At 33.8% G+C, this 21,090-nt stretch carries 24 protein-coding genes and 1 tRNA gene; 10 read left to right on the plus strand and 15 right to left on the minus strand.

Annotation, left to right across the window (positions count from 1 at the left end):
• Positions 1-76: 76 nt before the first annotated feature.
• The 8 genes from Q0845_RS06355 to Q0845_RS06390 all read right to left on the minus strand — a co-directional run bounded on the left by Q0845_RS06355 (position 77) and on the right by Q0845_RS06390 (position 5,939).
• A tRNA-His gene (locus tag Q0845_RS06355) sits at positions 77-152 on the minus strand.
• A gap of 367 nt (positions 153-519) precedes the next feature.
• Positions 520-780 carry a hypothetical protein gene (locus Q0845_RS06360; protein ID WP_298510846.1) on the minus strand — a complete coding sequence of 87 codons (261 nt, stop codon included), beginning with the start codon at positions 778-780 and terminating at the stop codon, positions 520-522.
• A gap of 5 nt (positions 781-785) precedes the next feature.
• Positions 786-1,502, minus strand: coding sequence for a bacillithiol biosynthesis deacetylase BshB1 (gene bshB1 / locus Q0845_RS06365; protein WP_298510849.1), 717 nt, complete (start codon positions 1,500-1,502; stop codon positions 786-788).
• A 49-nt stretch (positions 1,503-1,551) separates the two neighbouring features.
• Positions 1,552-1,947, minus strand: a complete 396-nt coding sequence (locus Q0845_RS06370) for a hypothetical protein (protein WP_298510852.1) — start codon at positions 1,945-1,947, stop codon at positions 1,552-1,554.
• 26 nt (positions 1,948-1,973) lie between these two features.
• The gene (locus Q0845_RS06375; protein WP_298510855.1) at positions 1,974-2,453 is read right to left on the minus strand and encodes a hypothetical protein; all 480 of its coding nucleotides are present in this window, start codon (positions 2,451-2,453) and stop codon (positions 1,974-1,976) included.
• A 154-nt stretch (positions 2,454-2,607) separates the two neighbouring features.
• On the minus strand, positions 2,608-3,765 hold the full coding sequence (locus Q0845_RS06380) for a PLP-dependent aspartate aminotransferase family protein (protein ID WP_298510857.1): 1,158 nt from the start codon (positions 3,763-3,765) through the stop codon (positions 2,608-2,610).
• A 49-nt stretch (positions 3,766-3,814) separates the two neighbouring features.
• Positions 3,815-5,224 (minus strand): MATE family efflux transporter, encoded by a 1,410-nt coding sequence (locus Q0845_RS06385; protein ID WP_298510860.1) that lies wholly within the window; start codon positions 5,222-5,224, stop codon positions 3,815-3,817.
• A 229-nt stretch (positions 5,225-5,453) separates the two neighbouring features.
• The gene (locus tag Q0845_RS06390; protein ID WP_298511381.1) at positions 5,454-5,939 is read right to left on the minus strand and encodes a glutathione peroxidase; all 486 of its coding nucleotides are present in this window, start codon (positions 5,937-5,939) and stop codon (positions 5,454-5,456) included.
• A gap of 207 nt (positions 5,940-6,146) precedes the next feature.
• On the opposite strand from Q0845_RS06390, the gene Q0845_RS06395 reads away from it, so the two are divergent.
• Positions 6,147-6,302, plus strand: coding sequence for a hypothetical protein (locus tag Q0845_RS06395; RefSeq protein ID WP_298510863.1), 156 nt, complete (start codon positions 6,147-6,149; stop codon positions 6,300-6,302).
• A gap of 47 nt (positions 6,303-6,349) precedes the next feature.
• The gene (locus Q0845_RS06400; protein WP_298510866.1) at positions 6,350-6,940 is read left to right on the plus strand and encodes a CHAP domain-containing protein; all 591 of its coding nucleotides are present in this window, start codon (positions 6,350-6,352) and stop codon (positions 6,938-6,940) included.
• On the opposite strand, the gene Q0845_RS06405 is transcribed toward Q0845_RS06400, so the two are convergent.
• From Q0845_RS06405 to Q0845_RS06415, 3 genes are all read right to left on the minus strand, one after another.
• Positions 6,941-7,081, minus strand: coding sequence for a hypothetical protein (locus Q0845_RS06405; RefSeq protein WP_298510869.1), 141 nt, complete (start codon positions 7,079-7,081; stop codon positions 6,941-6,943).
• 184 nt (positions 7,082-7,265) lie between these two features.
• Positions 7,266-7,463 (minus strand): hypothetical protein, encoded by a 198-nt coding sequence (locus Q0845_RS06410; RefSeq protein ID WP_298510871.1) that lies wholly within the window; start codon positions 7,461-7,463, stop codon positions 7,266-7,268.
• 96 nt (positions 7,464-7,559) lie between these two features.
• On the minus strand, positions 7,560-7,763 hold the full coding sequence (locus Q0845_RS06415) for a hypothetical protein (protein WP_298510874.1): 204 nt from the start codon (positions 7,761-7,763) through the stop codon (positions 7,560-7,562).
• A 417-nt stretch (positions 7,764-8,180) separates the two neighbouring features.
• Here Q0845_RS06415 and Q0845_RS06420 point away from each other — a divergent pair, with 417 nt between their 5' ends.
• The 3 genes from Q0845_RS06420 (at position 8,181) to Q0845_RS06430 (ending at position 12,443) form a co-directional block, all read left to right on the plus strand.
• A complete protein-coding gene (locus Q0845_RS06420) occupies positions 8,181-10,550 on the plus strand; it encodes an outer membrane beta-barrel protein (protein WP_298510877.1) in 2,370 nt (789 codons plus the stop codon).
• A 103-nt stretch (positions 10,551-10,653) separates the two neighbouring features.
• Entirely contained in the window at positions 10,654-11,667 is a 1,014-nt protein-coding gene (locus Q0845_RS06425) for a sensor histidine kinase (protein ID WP_298510880.1), read from the plus strand.
• Positions 11,668-11,678: 11 nt separating this feature from the next.
• Complete coding sequence (locus tag Q0845_RS06430; RefSeq protein ID WP_298510883.1) at positions 11,679-12,443, plus strand: LytTR family DNA-binding domain-containing protein; 765 nt, start codon at positions 11,679-11,681, stop codon at positions 12,441-12,443.
• Positions 12,444-12,867: 424 nt separating this feature from the next.
• Here Q0845_RS06430 and ccsA read toward each other — a convergent pair whose 3' ends face one another.
• The 4 genes from ccsA to Q0845_RS06450 all read right to left on the minus strand — a co-directional run bounded on the left by ccsA (position 12,868) and on the right by Q0845_RS06450 (position 17,478).
• Positions 12,868-16,170: a cytochrome c biogenesis protein gene (gene ccsA / locus Q0845_RS06435; RefSeq protein WP_298510886.1), complete on the minus strand. Its 3,303-nt coding sequence runs from the start codon at positions 16,168-16,170 to the stop codon at positions 12,868-12,870.
• A gap of 144 nt (positions 16,171-16,314) precedes the next feature.
• Positions 16,315-16,704, minus strand: coding sequence for a group III truncated hemoglobin (locus Q0845_RS06440; RefSeq protein WP_298510889.1), 390 nt, complete (start codon positions 16,702-16,704; stop codon positions 16,315-16,317).
• Positions 16,701-17,141, minus strand: a complete 441-nt coding sequence (locus tag Q0845_RS06445; RefSeq protein WP_298510892.1) for a hypothetical protein — start codon at positions 17,139-17,141, stop codon at positions 16,701-16,703. The genes Q0845_RS06440 and Q0845_RS06445 overlap by 4 nt, the downstream gene beginning before the upstream one ends.
• 52 nt (positions 17,142-17,193) lie before the next feature.
• Positions 17,194-17,478 carry a hypothetical protein gene (locus Q0845_RS06450; RefSeq protein WP_298510895.1) on the minus strand — a complete coding sequence of 95 codons (285 nt, stop codon included), beginning with the start codon at positions 17,476-17,478 and terminating at the stop codon, positions 17,194-17,196.
• A gap of 184 nt (positions 17,479-17,662) precedes the next feature.
• Here Q0845_RS06450 and Q0845_RS06455 point away from each other — a divergent pair, with 184 nt between their 5' ends.
• From Q0845_RS06455 to Q0845_RS06475, 5 genes are all read left to right on the plus strand, one after another.
• Positions 17,663-18,427 carry a Rossmann-like and DUF2520 domain-containing protein gene (locus Q0845_RS06455; protein ID WP_298510897.1) on the plus strand — a complete coding sequence of 255 codons (765 nt, stop codon included), beginning with the start codon at positions 17,663-17,665 and terminating at the stop codon, positions 18,425-18,427.
• Positions 18,408-18,938 carry an HAD family hydrolase gene (locus tag Q0845_RS06460; RefSeq protein ID WP_298510899.1) on the plus strand — a complete coding sequence of 177 codons (531 nt, stop codon included), beginning with the start codon at positions 18,408-18,410 and terminating at the stop codon, positions 18,936-18,938. The genes Q0845_RS06455 and Q0845_RS06460 overlap by 20 nt, the downstream gene beginning before the upstream one ends.
• An 11-nt stretch (positions 18,939-18,949) precedes the next feature.
• The gene (locus Q0845_RS06465; protein ID WP_298510901.1) at positions 18,950-19,897 is read left to right on the plus strand and encodes a geranylgeranylglycerol-phosphate geranylgeranyltransferase; all 948 of its coding nucleotides are present in this window, start codon (positions 18,950-18,952) and stop codon (positions 19,895-19,897) included.
• Between the two features lie 11 nt (positions 19,898-19,908).
• On the plus strand, positions 19,909-20,505 hold the full coding sequence (locus Q0845_RS06470; RefSeq protein ID WP_298510904.1) for a Maf family nucleotide pyrophosphatase: 597 nt from the start codon (positions 19,909-19,911) through the stop codon (positions 20,503-20,505).
• Positions 20,506-20,733: 228 nt separating this feature from the next.
• Complete coding sequence (locus Q0845_RS06475) at positions 20,734-21,036, plus strand: hypothetical protein (protein ID WP_298510907.1); 303 nt, start codon at positions 20,734-20,736, stop codon at positions 21,034-21,036.
• Positions 21,037-21,090 lie beyond the last annotated feature (54 nt).

Genomic DNA, 21,090 nt, shown 5'->3' on the forward strand with positions numbered 1-21,090 from the left:
CTTCTCTCCCTACATCTTTCTATAAATTTCACTATAATCCAAAAAAAAAGCCTTCCGTGAAGAAGGCTCTATAAAAGGGTAAAAGACCGGGTTCGAACCGGCGACCTCTGGAACCACAATCCAGCGCTCTAACCAGCTGAGCTACAATTACCATTTGTTTTGCGGATGCAAATATACATCATTCCCTTTCAACTTCAAAGGATTTTTTTAAATTATTCTAACTCCTTTTTTACATATTTGATTATGAAAAGATTAGCCTACATTAAAATTTTAGAAATATCACTTTACATGATTTATCCAAAGCACCCACAATGGACAAAGGGAGGACATCCTGTGCTTTCGAAAGTGTGATTTAATACAAATGTTTCCGGACTTATCTCGTATAAAGGAATCGCGATAAAGATTAAAACTAAGAGTACTGCTATTATTTTTGTACGTAATGAAAATGTACGTATGCTCGACTCATATTGAAATCGTAACGGATCGTGTAAATGTTCTTGCTCCATCATCTTTATTATTTTAATTTTTTGGTCCTTGTTTAAATTCAGTTGGCTCGTAAGGATACATCTTTAAAAAATAGAGTCCACACACAGCACTAGGTTCTTGTTTATACACATAATTCGCTTTAAAAGCGTCCGAACTGATAGTATACAAAGGAATCATCATAAAAATAACAACCAATACGATTGCCATTACTTTTTCTGGTAACGAGAATTTCTGCTTTATTGGCGAATTCTGTAATTGAAACGGATCGTATGAATATTCCTCTTGCGCTTTCATAATGTTTATATTAAATTATCTAATGAATCTACCGCTACATAACGTTCAACGGTGAATCCTTCTGCATGATCTACGCCTATTAAACGCCCTAAATCACGCGCTCTGTATATAATACTGTCCGTAAAGTTTTTGCTTGTAATTGGCGTTTCTGCTTCCTTACTATTTGGATCATAGAACTGAGAACTATACGCCATCACTGCATCCTGTTTTTTTTCTATAAATCCCGAAACATCTACGACAAAGTCTGGTTCTATATTTTTCCACTGAATATAATGATATACTTGCTTTGGTCGCCACTTTTCCTGCGACGTTCCATCCAATTCCGTTTCAATCTTTATCAATCCGCTTAAAAAACACGCATCGCTTACCAACTGACTTCCTTTTCCATGATCTATATGACGATCATCAATAGCATTGCATAACACAATTTCTGGTTGATATTTACGAATCATCTTGATAATTTCTAATTGATGCGCTTTATCATTCTTAAAAAAACCATCTGCAAAAGCTAGGTTTTCACGAACTGTTACTCCTAATACTTTTGCTGCATTTGCTGCTTCTATATCGCGTAAATCTGCAGAACCTCTTGTTCCTAATTCACCACGTGTTAAATCGAGAATACCGACTGTTTTTCCTTTGGAAATTTCTTTAGCAATGGTAGCGCCACAACCTAATTCTACATCATCAGGATGCGCTCCAATAGCTAATATATCTAACTTCATGCGTTGTTTTATTTTCTAAATGTAAAGTTACGTATTTTATTGATTTGTATTACGGATGGACGATTTCTACTTTAGCCATCGTATTTCCTTCCAAACTTTGTAAATGATAAAAAGTTCCTGGACCTCTCCACGCTTTTTGTATGTTAGAAGTATCTTTCGGAACCACCGTTTCAATTAATATTCCTGTAGCTTTTCCCGTTTTAGGCATTGCTGTATCACCATCATAATCTATATCTACACCAATTATTTGTGGAATTTTTGTATTTGAAATTTCACCTAAAATTGTCACTTTTTGTCCTACATGTGATGCTAATTCAGTATAAGAAGTTAATACCGCATTTTTTTCAGTGTTCTTGTCAGCATTCTTCTTAGCATTTTTATCTGTGGAATGACAACTGACTAATATAAAAAAACTCACAGCAACTATGTATATGTATTTTTTCATGATTTCGGTTTTGGTATTTTAAAATGTTAATAATGCTTAAATGAATATTCAATTTGTTTCAATATTGTAATGAGTTTCTCTAAGTGTTCTACATTATTGATTCCATGTGCTGGTGTCAAAATAATTTCTGAAACTTTTTTGTGTTTTGTTAGAATGTAAATTTGCTCATCAAGAATACTTTCTACAAATATTTTACTAACAACTAACATCTCACATATTTTTTCATCTCCTTTTATATCAAATTGTCTTTTTACTGCTTGAGGTATAAAACTGTTCTTTTTGGGAGAAAGAAAACTAATTAAATGATTCCACATATTTTTTGGATACATGGCAAATGTAGTTTGATAGACTTTATCTAAATATAATTTTATACGAGTTGGTTCCGCAGTTCTAGTAGCATCAGAAACTTCAGTAATATGAATACTAATTCTGCTTCCATCTATCAATACTATTTTATTTTGTTTTTGATAGTTATACTTTTCTATGAACTCTTCTATTACTGTCATTTAAAATTTGATTAAAAGTAGTAAAATAATGAGTCAAATCTCCATACAATTTGTTACAAACTCACTATGAATCAAAATGATATCATAAGCATAAATACTTATAAAAAAACCTCAATCATAATCAATTGAGGCTTTTATATATGATAGAATGAATTTACTTCTTCTTCGATTTTTTTATTGCTTGATTCAAATCTGAGATGATATCTTTTCGGTCTTCAATTCCTACTGAAAAACGAATCAAACCATCAGCAATTCCTTGTTTTTTACGTTCTTCCGCCGTTAGTAATGCATGAGACGTTTTTGTTGGACTCAACACTGTGCTTTCTACACCAGCCAAACTCATAGAAGGTTTGATGAGTTGGAGCGATTTAAAAAACTTCGACACATCGTATCCTGATTTCAATTCAAAAGACATCATTCCGCCAAATCCAGACATTTGCGATTTAGCCAATTCATAATCTTCATGCGATTTTAATCCTGGATAATACACTTTTGCTACTGCTTCATGTTTTTCTAAATAATTAGCAAGTTTTAAAGCATTCTTATTTTGCGCTTCTACACGAATTCCCAAAGTTTTCATGCTTCGTTCCAACATCCAAACGGTAAAGTCACTTAAGCTTCCACCAAGGTTTTTACCTAGTTGAAAAATTTGATTTATATGTTCTGCGGAAGCGGCAACTGCACCTGCCAAAATATCACTATGTCCTCCAAAATATTTCGTCGCACTGTGAATAATGATATCAATTCCCATGGTTGCTGGCAACTGGTTTACAGGACTCGCAAACGTATTGTCAATCATGCTGACTAAATTGTGTTTTTTAGCGAGCTTGACTATTTTTCGAATATCTGTAATCTTCAATAAAGGATTGGAAGGTGTTTCTATATAAATGACTTTTGTATTTTTTCGAATTTCCTTTTTAAAATCCTTGATCGCTAAACTTTTTGTGAACGAATATTCGATTCCGTATTTGTCAAATTCTTCCAATACCAAATTCATTGTGCCACCATACAAAGCATTTTGCAACACAATATGATCTCCTTTTTGCAAGAAAGCCAATAAACTAGTGCTAATTGCTGCCATTCCACTTCCAAAAATCATAGCGGCTTCCGTATGTTCTAAGGCTGCTACTTTTTTAGTTAAGGCTTGTTGATTTGGCGTATTAAAATATCTTGGATAGCGTTTTTCGTCAATATCATCAAAAGCATATGAACTACTTAAATATATAGGCGAAATAGCGCCTTTAAATTGTGTATCTTTTACTTCTCCTGTATGTGTACAAACAGTATTCAGTCCCAAGTTTTTATTTTTCATGCCTGTAATTTTTCGTTGCATCTAAATTACAAAACTGCTGTTTATAAACCTAGACTTTCACACCTTTCCAATTTCCTTTTTTAAAGACATACATTCCCACAATAGCAATTAAAACTTGTGCGCAGGTTATCGCCCAAAATACACCTTTAGGTCCTAAATCGAAATAAATAGCCATGAGATACGCAATTGGCAATTGGAATAACCAGAAACAGAAGAAGTTGATATATGTTGGTGTTTTGGTGTCTCCTGCTCCATTGAAGGATTGTATGACCACCATTCCGTATCCGTAAAATACATAACCCGCCGCAATAATTTGCAAACATAAAGCTCCATTGGCAATCACGATGGATTCATCAGTAAAGAATCCTATAATTTCTTTGGCAAATACCAAATACACAATAGAAACAATGCCCATAAACCATGCATTGTATTTTCCTGTTTTCCAAACGGAAACTTCTGCTCTATCTGGCTTTTTTGCACCTAAGTTTTGTCCGACCAAAGTAGCTGCTGCATTGCTCATTCCCCAACAAGGCAATAGTGTAAACATTACAACACGAATGGCAATGGTATATCCTGCTAAAACATCGCTTCCAAATTCAGACATGATACGCATTAAAACTATCCAACTAGAAGTTCCAATGATAAATTGTCCGATTCCGCCCAGCGAAATTTTTAAAAGATTGATCATAATGGCTGTACGCAATACCAAATCTTTAAACTTCACTTTAATCACACTCCAACCATAAAATAATACTGCTAATTGAAATAGCACTGCGCTTCCACGTCCGATGGTTGTTGCTATTGCTGCTCCTTCTACGCCAAAAGCTGGAATAGGTCCGAATCCGAAAATAAATAATGGATCAAGTATAATATTAAGTACGTTGGATAAAATCAAGGCTTTCATGGCTACAGATGCATCGCCAGCGCCTCTAAAAATCGCATTGATTAAAAAGAGCAACATGATGGTCATGTTTCCGCCCAATAGAATTTGTGTATATCCAAAACCTTCTTCTATAAGATCTGCTTCGCCGCCCATGAGTCCTAAAATTTCTTTGGGATATATGATTCCGATGATGCTTACAATACTTGCGATGAAGACACCTAAAAAGATGGCTTGTACTGCAACTTTAGAAGCTCCATCTGGGTCTTTTTCGCCAATTCTTCGAGCTACTAAAGCTGTGGCTGCCATACTCACACCAATAGCAACGGCATATACTAAAGTTACGACAGATTCTGTAAGTCCGATCGTAGCAACCGCATTGGTACTGACTTGTGAGACAAATGCAATATCTACAATGGCAAATATCGATTCCATCAACATTTCAAGAATCATGGGAATAGAAAGCATAAAAATTGCTTTGCGAATGCTTCCCGTCGTAAAATCGTTTTGAGTGCCTTTTAAAGCGTTTTTAAAATGAGAATATAATTGTTTGATTGATAATTTATGGTCTTTTGACATTTTGTAATTTTATATATTAGAATATAGTAACCCATTGAAGATTAGGCTACAAAAAAGGTCGAATTCCATCGACAGGTTCCGAATATATACTACTTACAGTTCCATAATGATACAAATATCGCTTTTTTTTCCGAATCTCCAAATTCTTCAAAAAAAGCGATATTTAAGTTATTTAGTTTTTATTACAAAATATCAGTTTGAGTATTGTTTGCATTTAAAGAAAACTAAATTAATTTTCAATCCAAGCCAATACAGCTTCGTCGTTTGGTAGCGTTTGTGGTGCAATTACTTTTTCCAATTCACCATTGGCGTTCAGTAAATACTTTTGAAAATTCCATCCTACTTCTGAATCTTGCAATCCGTTTTGTGATTGTTGTGTTAGGAATTGATACAACTCGTGCATATCATCTCCTTTTACAGAAATCTTTTCCATCATTGGAAATGTAACACCGTAGTTTGCTTTACAGAATGTTGCTATTTGCTGATTGCTTCCAGGTTCTTGCGCGCCAAAATTGTTTGCAGGAAAACCTATAATCGTGAAGTCTTTATCTTTGAATGTTTCGTATATATCTTGTAATTGCTCGTATTGCGGAGTTAATCCACATTCGGAAGCTGTATTTACAATCATCACTTTCTTTCCTTTTAAATCGGCTAATTTAAAATCGTTTCCAGCAATATCTTTTACCGTAAATTGATGAATAGATCCTTTTTCCATGGTTTTTTCGGGTGTTTTTTGAGTTGATGTTTCTTTCGTAGTTTTTTCTACTGCTGCAGTTTCTTTTGCTTTCTCTTTGGGTTTTGATGTGCAACTAATCACACAAACCACCAATACTAGCATGAATATTCTCATGAGGCTTTTTTTGTTTTGTGCAAAAATACGAAAGTATTTAGTTTCTAGTTCAATACTTTGTATATTAGATTTATGAAAGAAACTTTATCAGTTACCGTAATTGTTGTGATCATCGTGATTGGATTTTTAATCTATAAGCTTCCTGATTTTTTCCCAAACACATTCCGTCGTGGAAATTTTAACAATGATAATGACATAGATGCAGGTGATTATGATTTTTTTGATTAATTTATTATAAGATTCTCTGTTGTGTAACAAAATGCTAACTGTTTATCATGAAACGTAAACTCATTCTTCTTTTTGCTATACTACTACTATTTATTATTTGTATTTTTAAATTATCACAACATGTAAATATAAATCCTTTTAGAAGCGTTGGCGAATCCTTAGATTCTTTCAACAATGTGAATGTGTATTATAATGGATCCGTAAATCATGTTGAAAAAAGAAATCTCACTACAGATGGTTATAATTTAGGATTGCAATACCAATGTGTAGAGTTTGTAAAGCGCTATTATTACGAATATTTACACCATAAAATGCCTGATAGCTACGGACACGCCAAAGATTTTTTTAATCCAAAAATTAAGGATGGAGAACGCAATACACAACGAAACCTAACACAATACACCAACGGAAGTCGCGCTAAACCTAAAGTCAATGATATTTTGGTGTTTCAAGCTTCTTGGTACAATTCGTTTGGTCATGTGGCTATTGTCATGGAAGTCACAGAAAACTCAGTCACCATTATTCAACAAAATGCAGGTCCATTTAGTAGTACACGTGCTACATACGAGTTGCTTCATGAAGATCATCGTTGGAAAATTTCTGATAGCAAGATTCTAGGTTGGTTACGGAAAGAATAATTAATTCGTATCGTGATCATTCAAATCGTCTTCAGGGAAAATATCTTTCGCATTCACACCAAAGATTTTAGAATTTTCTGGAGAAATGTATGCAAGGAATATACTTATGGCAATTAAAATTAATATGATTAAAAGGTTCATACCTTATTAGTATAGTATACATACAATAAGTAACAATCTAAGGTTATTTTTAGCTTGTAAAGTGAACTATACACCTATAATTGTATACAAATTCATCTTTTCATTACCACCGTGTAAATCAGCACATATAAAAAAACCTTCTCCATGTTTAGAGAAGGTTTTATGGTTTTATTTCAACACTAAATTAGTATGCTGTAATAGCATCACAAACTAACTTGTATCTGCAAGTCAACGGGTTTTGCACCCAACGACAACCTTCTGGTGGAGCAGCCAATAATACAATTGGACATCCAATAGGTTGCGGAATGAGTGCGCCACCATTAATTGCTTTCTGTTCTGCTTTACTTAAAGCTTTTCCAATATTTAAAATTTGTTTTTTCATGTTTCAATACATTTAAAATTATTTCCACAACGAACAATTAAAGACGCCCATTGTTTGCGTCTGTTTTTAAAGAAAGTGATTGCGTTTCTGTATCGTTTAAAATGGAGTAATATCAAAGCATACTAATTTATACCTGCATGGTCCTATACTTATATAGTTACATCCTACAGGCGGTGGAGCTAATACTGGTTCTTCACACGGAAGATCGCCAATTGGAGTTGGTACTACGATTCCTCCATTAATAGTTTTCTGTTCCGCTTTACTTAACGCTTTTCCAATACTTAAAATTTGTTTTTTCATGATTAAATGATTTAAAGGTTCTTAATTTTTGGTTCTACAAATTACACCTTGAAGAATAATTTTACAATTAAAATTTGACTTTTATGATATTATTATAAAATTAACCTTACAAAATTTTTCAAGTTAGCATACAACTTATGGCTATTGATATACTGTTGAACGATGTTTCAGCCTGCAAAAGTTATGTTTTCATATTTGTCATTTCAACTTCCTATTCTCAACAATATTCCTGCTAAAACCAGCAAAAAGCTGCTATAAATAGTAGTTGTAGGTGTTTTTTTATGACTGCAAATTCAACGGTAAAAAATCCCCGTTTCACCTTTTTTTAATCCCAATTCAGCAGAATCTCCTTTTCTATATATGGATTCTGAAACATATTTGTGCATCAATTAAAACGAACAGCAAAAAACGACAGTTATGTTAAAAACTTTACTCAACACAATTTTATTCTTCGCAAGTTTCTCAATGCTTGCCCAAAGTACCATTACTGGAAAAGTAATGGACGAATCAAAGCAAATACTATCTTTCTCAAATGTAGTTTTGTATGACAGCAATAGTGACAAGGCACTCAAAGCCGTTATTGTAGAAGACGACGGAATGTACCGATTTATCAATGTAAAAAATGGAAGTTATATTGTAGAAGCTTCTCTTTTTGGTTATAAAACCGAACGTTCTATTGTATTGAATATTGATACGAAAAAAGAAGTGACTTTCGATTTTGTAATGAAAGAAGATATTCCTGAAAATTTAGACGAAGTTGTCATCGTAGCCAAAAAACCTGTAATTACACAAAATGCAGAAAAGTTAGTGGTGAATCTGGAAAACTCCGAAATGGTGAATTCGAATGTGCGTGATGTCATGAAAAAGATTCCTGGCGTCCTAGTAACTGGAAATAATTTGAGTTATGCCGGACAAAACAATCTGCGCATCTTAATTAATGGGAAGCAAACCAATTATATGGACATGCAAACGCTGTTGCGCGAAATGCCTGCCGATAATATTGCCAAAATTGAATTGATACAACAACCTGGTGCAGAATATGATGCGGACGGATCGGGCGCATTGATTAATATTATTTTAAAGAAAAATGTAAAATTAGGAACGTATGGAACCTTAAAAAGTATGGTCGGTTATGTAGATGATTTTACGTTTAGAAAAAGCGCATCGATTGCAAGTTTTAAAGACAAAATCAACTGGCAAGCTGGTGCGAGTTATTCGCGCGGTTCTTGGCGAGAAGATTTACAAATTATTCGTCGTGTTGGAGACGATGTGTACGATCAATTTTCACGTTCTCCTTTTGATCCTAATACCTTGCGATTGAATGCCGGATTGGATTATTACATCAATAAAAAACATTCTGCAGGAATAAGTGTGCAACGTGTTGGAAGCTCTTCAAATCGTGTTACGGACAATATCACAAATATTACGAGCAATGGAACCTTGGATGTATTGGAAACGGACAATCGATTTGAGCGTGATTGGACGTTGTATGTAATTGATCCGTATTATGAATATGATGATGAGAAAAATAAAGTAACGCTCGATTTTACGTATGTCGATTACAATTCTACCAATGAAAACAATCTTTTACAAGTGGGACAAAGTATGGTAAATTATGATAATCAACGTTATTTTCAAGATGCCAATTATAATATTTACACCTATCAAGCAGATTACAAACGAACTATAAACGATAAGATTTCGGTTCGCGCTGGTGTAAAACTATCAAATGTAGATTCTGACAGTGATTTGCAATCTTTGGTACAAAACAGTACAGGAGCATTTGTAAACAATCCGAATCAAACCAATCGCTTTTTGATTGATGAAGATATCATGGCAGCATACGCAAAAGTGAATGTTAAGCTAGATAAATGGTCTTTTTCTGGTGGATTGCGTTGGGAACAAAGTGAAACAACTGGAACTTCTCAAAACTTAAATACTTCTTTGGATAGAACGATTGCTAAATTTTTCCCAAGTTTGAGTGTTTCTCGAAATATTACCGACGAAATTGCTGCGAATGTTGCGTATAGTTACCGCATTCAACGTCCGTCGTATGAAACATTGAATCCGTTTGTATACTATTACGATCCTTTTACATTTGAACAAGGAAATCCGACATTGCGTCCTGCGTTGACAAATAGTTTCCGTTTTAACTTAACCTATGAAAATCAACCATTTTTTGGAGTAAGTTATAGTAGAACCGATGATACTCTTTTTGAATTGGTTTCTCAGAATGATGCAACTTCAGAAACCTCACGTTCTGTGATTAACTTGGCAAAAAACGAAAATTGGAGTTTCAACCTTTTTGCTCCATTGAGTTTTATAAAAGGATTGGAAGGTTATACAGGAGTTATTGTGAATTATAATCGTTTTATGTCTGAAAATCTAAATCCTGTATTAGATAATAAAAAATGGAACATGACTTGGTTTACGAGTGCTGAATATAAATTACCATGGGGAATTCAATCTGAAGTTTCTGGGTATTATACTTCTGGCGGATTTGAAGGACAAATTGAGTTTGATTGGGTTGCAGGATTGGATATCGCGTTTAGCAAAAAATTCATGAACGATCAATTAAAAGTAAGCGTAGAACTTGAAGAAATTTTAGATCGTAAGTTTAACGGCGCTATTAACTATGATAATATCAATGCCAATATCATTAGTGATTTTCCTCGTAGAAATGTGTTTTTACAATTGAGCTACAGTTTTGGAAAGAAATACAACAAGAAGAAAAATAGAAAAAACAGTGCTGGTGACGAAGTTGATCGTATTAAGACGCAACAGTAACCAGGTCTTGGGTCTTGGGTCTTGGGTCTTGGGTCTTGGGATAAAAATTAAAAGAAATCTATTTACAAATAAAAGTTATTTAACCTATTTTTAAGCACACATTATGGATACAAAGCTCAACAGATCGGATTTCATGCTTTTCGTTATTTTTTATGGCGTGTCTGTACTCATGGCGGTATATGAATACATCCAAAATGATAATGCTTTAATAGAATATTTTCTTGACATTCCAACATTTATTATACTAGATGTTGGAATGATATTAATCTTTATGTACTGGCTTTTGCCCGATTATATCATCAATAAAAAGAAATATGTACACTTTACTTTTTGGGCCGTATTGTTTATGATTATTGCTGGTTTTTTAGAAAATGTCATAGGATTTTACAGTGGAGGAAACGACTGGAGCAAGTTTACTTTTAACATTCAGAAGGTTATCAATTATATTTCAAATACTGCGGAAAGTATGGGATTGCCTTTTGGATTATTACTTGCGAAAAAGTATTATGAAAATCAAGTGGTTTTTAGCACGATTAAAGAAAAGCAAAAGGAAAACGAGTTGAAATTATTGCGTTCACAGATCAGTCCGCACTTTTTATTTAATAATTTAAACACGTTAGATGCTTTAATTGATAGTGATACGGAAAAAGCGAAAGAATACATCAATCGTTTGTCTTCGCTATATCGCTATTTAATTCAAACGAAAGATGCCGAAGTTATGGAACTCACCGAAGAACTGAATTTGGCGGAGAATTATATCTTCCTGATTAAGACACGTTTTGGAAACGATTACGATTTTACGATCACAAAAAATGTATCTCCAGAAGATAAATTTGTTCCTACAGGCGCCATTCAGACCATTCTGGAAAATATTGCAAAGCACAATCGTGCACAATATGGAAAAGCCATCAAAGCAGCATTGATAATTGACGAAGATTGGCTTACGGTTTTCAACACAAAAAGTACTCTAAAAACCAATAAAGATTCCCTAGGAACTGGCTTAAAAAATCTAGAATATCGATACAAATTACTTTCAGATCAAAAACCTGAAATTATAGATACTGACTACGATTTCACTGTCAAAATTCCAATTATAAAACTCAGTAAAGAATCCTAAATTACAGTTTGATGCGCATATTAATTTTAGAAGATGAAATTCCTGCTTACGAAAAGCTTTTGTCCAATTTGGAAAGCTATTTTACAGAACCGTTTGTACACGATTGGGGACGTTCTACTGAAAAAGCGCGCGAATTTTTAGCACAACAAACCTATGATTTTATTTTGTCTGACATTCAGTTATTAGACGGCATTTCTTTTGATGTTTTTAATACGATTAAAATCGATTGTCCCATTATTTTTTGTTCGGCACATGATGAGTATTTGTTTGAAGCATTTCGTACGAATGGAATCGCATATATTTTAAAACCGTATACGAAAGAAGATATCCGTCAGGCATTGAATAAGTTTCAATCGTTTTTTAAAGCAGAGAGCTACCAACCAATTCACGATGAAACGATTAGTTTGTTAAAATCAGCTTTAAAGCAGGAAGAAACCAACTATAAAAAACGTTTTGTCATTAAAAAGTCAAAAGGTATTCAGTTGTTAAATGTGAGTGATATTAGTTTGATAGAAGCTTCGGGCGATTTCTGTATGGCGATAGATGCTTCGGGCAAAAAACATCCCATTTCTCAGAATTTAGGCAGCATTCAACAGATGCTAAATCCTTTGAAGTTTTTCCGTATCAATCGGAGTCAAATTGCACATATAGAGTATATTGAAAACATTGAAAGTCATTTCAAAAACCGTTTGCTTATTCAGCTTTCTGGCATCAAAGAAAAAGTCATGACCAGTTCTTCTACGACTTCGGATTTTAGGAAATGGTTGGAACAGTAGGAACTATAGAATGTGAAATTTTAAATGATAAATTTTAAATGTTGAATTGCTTCGATCTTAGAAACTCCTTTTCTTCGAATAACAATTCGTCACTTTGAGTGAAATTCTGTCACATTGAGCGCAGTCGAAATGAAAGAATTTTGTATCGAGAAGTACTTGGAAATTTAAAATGATAAATTCTAAATGTTGAATTACTTCAACTCAAAGTAAATACTTGACTAGCAGGTAGAAAATAAAGCCCATGATACAGTTTTTTTGATGATTGGTGATTGTTATTAGTAAAACGAATGACACACAATCTTGTTACAACAAAAACTGTTTTTTATTTTTAGGTAGTAAAAAGCGTAAGAAATATGCATTTCATATGAAACTCTATCACATCTCAATACTCAATACTAAAACCTCAATACTAACAAAAAAACATCTAACCTTTCTTTTTCTTCTTGTAATGTATTTGGTAACGCCAATAACTCAATGCTCCATATGCTAGCCAAATTGTTGCAGCTGTATATACAAATGGTAATCCTAAAACAGCATCTCCTGTTGCATACGAGTGCAATCCGCTTAAAACAAAGTTTACTCCGAAATAGGTAAATAAAATAGACGCAAACGCTACGATAGACATCCAATTAAAGAACCATCGTCCACGCAATCCTGGTACCAATCGCATGTGTAATATAAACGCATATACCATGATACTAATTAACGCCCAAGTTTCTTTTGGATCCCATCCCCAATAACGTCCCCAACTTTCATTTGCCCACATTCCACCAAGGAAGTTTCCAATAGTTAACATGACCAAACCAACAGTAATCGCCATTTCGTTAATCGCCGTAATTTCCTTTAAGTTGAGTTCCATGCGTTCTTTGTTTTCTTTATTCGTCAGAATGATCAATAATAAAGAAACAACTCCAAGAATCATTGCCAAGGCAAATGGTCCGTAACTTGCTACAATAACGGCTACGTGAATGAGTAACCAATAACTGTCTAATACAGGTTGTAAGTTGGCAATATCTGGATCGAGCCAGTTCATATGTGCTCCCCATAAAATCATGGCAACCACAAACGTAGTCGCAGAAATGGTTAAATCGGATTTTCGTCCAAATAACAATCCAAATAACATGGTTGCCCAACCTACATAAATCATAGATTCGTAAGCATCACTCCAAGGTGCATGTCCCGAAAGATACCAACGTACCACAAGTCCGGCTGTATGACAAACAAACAATGCTACAATTACCCATTTGGAAATCTTGATCGCAGTTGATATTCCTTTTCGATCTTTAAATATTTGAATGATGATAAAGACAAACATTAAGAAACCTACCAACAAATAATACGTCATTAAACGTTCAAAAATATTGACTTTATTGTAGATAATTTCGGTTTCTATTTTCGTATCTGATGGTAATACTGCACTTCCCAGTTTTTTCTGATTGATTCGCAAGCTTTCCACCATTTGATCGGCTTTTTCATAATCGCCTGTTCGTTTTGCTTCATTTAGAAAAACGGCATATACTTTCAAAGAATTTTTCACATACATCTTGTACATGGAATCTTTTATTTGTGCAGCTTCTTTTGGATTGTCTATATAATTTTTGCTAGAAATCCATTTGTTATTTTCATGATTCGGCAATGGAAAAATTTTGATAATATCACCTTGTATCGCTCTACTTAATAATCCTAGCTTTAAATCGTATTCTTTGATTGCTTTTTCATACTGATTTGGTTTGTTGGTAGAATAAGCTTCTTGCGTGTACGAATTCAGTTTGTATTCGTTTTCTGGTGTAAAGAAATCCAGCATTGTCGCAAAATTATCACTTTTTTCAAGACCTATGATGTTACGAATACTGTCATGTTTTTGACGCTTTACACTGATAATATTGGCATTGTACCACATTTGTGGATATTGTATGATCGAAATCAACACTTGTTCTGCCGATAAACCTTTGTAAGTATTGGATTTACTTAGTTTACGAAGTAATTCTCGTGCATACGTATGCGCTGGTTTCATACGTCCATTTTCATCTTGAATGACCAAACGTGCAAATTTGTCTGCATGTTCTTGCGAAACCGCATTCGCCACGATAATAGAATCTATTTGATCATTTGTAAATGGTTTGATATCATGTTCATGTCCTTGTCCTGGCGCATGATCATGTCCTGCATGTTCGTCTTTTACTTCTTGAGTCGTTTCTGTTTGTACAGTATCTTTCGCTTGCGCTGAATTTTCTTGTGCAACCATTCCCAAACTAAAGAGTAATACAATAACACTTAATAGCTTGGTTTTTTTCTTTTTAATTTTTTCCAATTGCTTTTTTAAATCGCCAAAACGTGTGTGTCTGTCAAATAAAATTACCATTAAGGCTAAATACAGTAAAAAGTAACCTACATACGTAATATTTGTTCCCCAATAATCGTGACTTACAGATAAAATGGTTCCTTTTTCATCTTTGTCAAATTGTGCTTGAAAGAAACGATATCCTCCATTGTCCAGTACATGATTCATATAAATATCGTAATCAAAAGGCTCTTCTTCTTTATTACTTACAGTTACTTTACTCATAAACGATTTATAATTCGCTTGACTGATAGCTCCTGGATGACGTTCTGCAATAAAGTCATTCAATTTTATATTAAAAGGAAGTTTCAATCTTTCCGCACCATAAAATAGCCAAAAATCAAGTCCGCCCACTTTCACCTGTGCAGGCTTCATATCATATCCTTTTCCGCCCATAACGCGCACTTCTTGCGTTTCTCCTTGGCTAGAAATTTCTAGAATAACAGCATCTGCTTGATCTTTGAGTTTTTCAGGAGTTTCTACAATACCAATTTTTCCTTTTACTGCTGGCTCAGGAATTACAAATTGCAATCCTGCTAAGTTGTATAATGATCCTAATTGAAATGGTTGCAAACTGTCTTTATGCACTTTGTTTTGCATACGAGTTTGCATGATCATATTGGTTCCTTCAAACGGACTTTTCACCGTATAATTTCCATATTCGTCTGCCACAATATTGATGGCTCCATCTACTGGATTGTTGAATGTGATCAAAATATTGTGCAAACTTTGCGCTTTTGCGCCTGATTGTAAGAAGTGATTGTGTCGATTTCCTCCACCAGATTCTACAATTTTCAATAATTCAACACCATTTTCATCTGGAACAATTCCTTCTTCAGCACCTTGAATAAATCCTTTATAATCAATCGTAAAATCTTGTCCATTAAAATCTCTTTCCCAAGGAAAACCTTCTTGTACCCAAGTAGTTGGTGCAATGGCTTCTGGAGAGATTAGATAATCACCTTTCAGTATACGTCTTTTAGGTTCGCCATTAATTTCGCCATCTACCCAAGCTTTAATGTATGTTTTTTCTGAAAGAAATGTATTTTCAGTAGCGCCTTCACGAATTGGCATCACACCTTCATAACTGATATAACGTGTAATAAACGCACCCAAAATGATGAAGATAAATGACAAGTGAATGAGCAATGTTGCCCATTTTTCTTTTCGTAATAAGCGATAGCGGAAGATGTTTCCGAAGAAATTAATCATAAATAAAAGTATGATTAACTCAAACCACCACGCATTATAGACGTATATTTTAGAGGTTATTGTACTGTATTCACTTTCAACAAAAGTTCCTATTCCCATGGCCAAAGCGAATGCAAAGAAAAGAAGTGCCATTAATCGTGTAGAGAAGAGAATATTCTTAATGATATTACCCATTGTGTAGCGTTATCGTTTAGATCAAAATTTCAGTATGCAAAAATACGGTATTTTACATAATTTAATGTCTATTTAACATTGAATTTGTGCTGATATCGTTTATAACTTGAAATTATTCAGGAATATTCTAAGCGGAAGTATTTTTTAGGTGGTTTTTCTGGCTTCAAATAATTTGATATAAATGAACGTTCCCATTTTTCTGGCTCTGTTTTTGGCAATGCTCGCTTTATCGCCTTCAAAAAGTGCATCTAAAGTCTGAATCCAGTGATTTAGCCAAATTCCAAAGTGATGTTCATTAATAACATGATCAATCGCTTTGTCTACTTCAACATGTTTTTCTAAGGGATTTCCTTTGTATTTATTGACAAAGAATAAACTGCTTTCCCAAAAATCGGTCAAATGCTCTAAATGTGAATCCCAATCATGAATACGATTGTTAAAAATTGGTCCAAGCACTTCATCTTTTCTAATTTTCGCATAAAAGGTAGTAACCAACGTATGTACGTCTGCTCTATTTTGTATATCATTTTTCATGAATGACTTGCTTGTTTTTTGATTTCATACATACTTATCCACAACAATACTACTACTTTTATAATTTCGAGTAATACATAATTGATGTGTAAAATTGAATCTTCTACAGGTTGCTCTTGTACTATGTTTAGCGCTCTTTCATCTAAAAAAGGAAGCAATATAAAGGTCTGGATTACTATAATTCCGATCAGTACGTGCAACAAATAGCTTCTTTTAAAACTTCCTGAAGCCAATGTTAAAATCGTAAAGATTCCTAAAAAAATCACTTCTACTCTATTCAAAAAAGTAAACACAATTCTTCCAATACTCACACCAACACGTGTATCTACCAATTCGGATTGGAATTTGAGTGGCGCTTCCATAAAACTGATCGCCAACACCATTCCAACCCAAATTAGTGTAATTATATATTTGTGCACTTTCAAGAAATCCCACATTGGTATATTGGTTTTATCCTATGCTAAAGTATTCTTTTTTAATTAGGAACGCTTAAATGGTATTCACTAAAATGAAAAGTGTATTCAACACTAAGCTTATTATCAACATATTAAAAACCCATTTATCTCTTAACTGAGCTAATATTGCTGCATTATAAAATGAAGTAACAATGACACATAAAAATAACTGAGCTAAGCCAGAAATAGTGTCTAATCCATTCATTAAAATATACATCGCTGCAATTCCTCCAATACAACTTTGTAAGATAATTGTTAACGGAATATACATGGTATACTTGTCGTGAAACTCATTGTAATATTTTGCATATAATGTCATGGCGTGTATGTTTTTTTGTTCTGTACAAATGTCCACACTCTGCAAATTTTAAAATATGATATTGGTCATATTTAGCTTTTTTGTTTGAAAAAATGTGGTGAATTTCCGTTGGTTTTAGAAACAACAAATAGAAAAGTATTTACGGAATGTTTTAAAAATCGCAAAGTGTTCCTATTTTTGCCGAATGGTAACAGTGGTGATTCTTGGTGCAGGAAATATTGCGCAACATTTATATACTGTATTTCAAACTACAGAAAGTGTTCAGGTTGTTCAGGTGTACAATCGATCTAAAAAAGCGCTCAACTATTTTAATGATGTAGCAACAACTACTAGTTTAAAAAACTTGGTGGAAGCCGATGTGTATATTATCGCTGTGGCGGATGATGCCATTGCAAGCATTGCCAATAAGCTCCCTTTTACCGATCGTTTTGTGACGCACACTTCTGGAAGTGCAAGCATGCATGTATTACACAAAAAGAACCGTCGCGGTGTATTTTACCCATTACAGACATTTACAAAAGGTGCTCAGGTAGATTTTTCTACGATTCCATTGTGTCTAGAAACTGCTGAGAAAGCTGATTTTAAAGTATTGCAAAACATCACGGAAGCTATTGGAAGTACTTCATATAAGATTAGTTCTGAACAGCGTCGTGCCTTGCATGTTTCGGCAGTATTTGTGAATAATTTTAGCAATCATTTATACCGAATTGCTCATGAAATTTGCGAAGCCAACAATGTGCCTTTTAAAATTTTAAATCCACTGATTCAGGAAACTGCGCGTAAAATCAATACAATAACACCGTATATGGCGCAAACTGGGCCTGCAAAACGCGGCGATGAAGAAACAATTAACGATCATTTAGCAAAATTAGAGAAAGATATTCACAAAGAAATATATACATTGCTTACGCAATCAATTGCAAAAACGTATGGAAGAGAAAAGCTATAAAGAATACTTAAACGATATTACTACTTTTATTTTTGATGTAGATGGTGTCTTAACTGATGGAACTGTAACTGTAACCTCATCGGGAGAAATGCTACGTCGTATGAACATTAAAGATGGTTATGCTTTAAAAGCTGCTGTCACCAGAGGATATAATGTTTGTATTATTTCTGGAGGAACCAACGAAGGTGTTCGCAAGCGTTTGCAAGGTTTGGGAATTACAGATATTTACTTAGGCGCGCATCAAAAAGTGGTTCAATTAGACGAATATATTGCTAAGAAAAATGTAAAGCTCGAAAATGTGCTCTACATGGGCGATGACATTCCTGATGTTCCTGTATTAAAGCGTGTTGGTTTATCATGTTGTCCACAAGATGCTGCGTATGAAGTATTGGAAATTTGCAAATACATTTCACATGTCGATGGTGGAAAAGGTGCCGCAAGAGATGTAATTTCGCAAGTAATGCGCGTACAAGGAACTTGGGATAAGAATTTTGACGCTAAATACGATTAAACCAACAACTCATGGCAAAGTTTTTACAACTTATTCGTTTCCCAAACTTAGTCATGATTGCCTTGACACAATTCCTTTTTTATTTTTATTGGATAGTTCCTTTTGACGATCATCTATATATCTCAATAGATCTATTTAGCTGTGTTGTTTTAGCTACAATTTTAATTGCTGCAGGCGGAAATATTATCAATGATATTTTGGATGTAAAAACTGATCGTATTAATAAACCACACAAGGTCTTTATTGGTACATTTATTCCCAAAAAGAAAGCTTTTCCTCTTTATATAGCTATCAGTCTAGCTGGAATTGCCTTGGGAAGTTATGTTGGTTTTGCCATCAATCGGTATTGGATTTCCTTTATTTTTATTGGAATTGCGCTGCTCTTATTTTTATACAGTGCGTATTTAAAAGGTGTTCCTGTTTTAGGAAATATTGTGGTTTCACTGCTTGTTGCAAGTAGTTTATTGATTTTAATTGCTTTTAAGCTTGAATGTCCAGCAACTCGTGGCAAACATATTCACTTTTTCAATACAGTTTCACTCATTGCCATAAATGTATATGCAAGTTTTGCTTTTTTAATCAATTTGATCCGAGAAATGGTAAAAGACAATGAAGATATTAATGGTGATTATAATGCCAATATTTTTACATTACCAATCATTTTAGGAAGGAACAGAGTCAATAAAATTGTAGCGATATTAGCTGGAATTGTCATTCTTTTTATCTTATATATTATTAGTGAATATCTTAAAGGAAAAACGGTAACTACGATTTATGCCTTGTTTACCATATTATTGCCACTACTCTATTTTATCATTAAAATTTGGCAAGCAGATACCAAGCATGAATATAAAATGCTGTCGCTATTATTAAAATTAATCATGTTGTTCGGAATTCTATCAACGCTGGTGTATTACTATTTTGAGCCTTATGATGTTTTTCAATATATTCTGTTTTAATGTAAAAAATTATGCAAAACACACTTTCTTCAACATATCATATCATTTTAGCTTCAGGTTCGCCAAGAAGACAACAGTTTTTTAAAGATTTAGGATTGGACTTTGAAATTCGATTAAAATCTGTCGAAGAAGTCTATCCAGAACATTTGCAACATCATGAAATATCCGATTATCTAGCACAATTAAAAGCGTCTATTTTCAAAGACGAATTAAAAGCAAACGAGGTTTTAGTGACTTCTGATACGGTAGTTTGGCATGAAGGTGTTTCCTTAGCAAAACCGCAAGATGCGCAAGATGCATTTGATATGATTGCTGCTATGAGTGGAAAAAGTCACGATGTCATCACTTCGGTTTGTTTTACCACTGCAACTTCTCAAAAAGTGGTTCATGAAGTCACGAAAGTTACTTTTGAAGAAATGACCGAAGCAGAGATTTGGTATTATGTCAACAATTTCAAACCTTTCGACAAAGCTGGCGCATACGGTATTCAAGAATGGATTGGTTATACAAAAGTTTCACGCATCGAAGGTTCGTATGCTAATGTTGTGGGTTTGCCTACGCATTTGGTATATAAAGTATTTTCTGAGATTGAAAGTCTATTTCAATAAGGAATTTTCTTCAAACTATATTACTTCACAAAAAAAGTGATATTCATGTCGGATTTTGCGCAATTAGTTGTTCTACATAAGAAATGTGAAGACTGTATCTTATTCAGAACCATTCATATATAAAATGATACTATTCATACATCAATAATGTAATCTCACAGAAAAAATGCGGCATTTTAACATAACTTTATGTATCTTGATGAGAGATTCCCTAAAATAATCAACTTAGTGAAAAGAATTATACGTTTTTTTGTTATAGTAACTATCTTCTCTTCGCTGTCGTTATTGTACGCGCAAGAACCTCTTGAAACTTCAATGGATATCGCCGAAGTTTCTTATAGTGCTATGCCATTCCCAGAGGTAGAGACGATGATGAATAATGGTGGTGCATTGAGCGCTAACGCCAGTGCTATTAAATTACCCATTGAATCTTCAACGAATTTTTGCGGCGTAATTGCAGCTATTTTATGCGTTTTTATTGCCGTTATTATTAGTTTTCGAATTCGTAGGAACACGTTGAAATTGTTTTAATAGACTGTTAAAGCATTGCTTGTATCGTCGTTTTTAAATATCTTTATAGAAAAA

This window comes from uncultured Kordia sp. (assembly GCF_947489565.1).
Classification (GTDB): domain Bacteria; phylum Bacteroidota; class Bacteroidia; order Flavobacteriales; family Flavobacteriaceae; genus Kordia.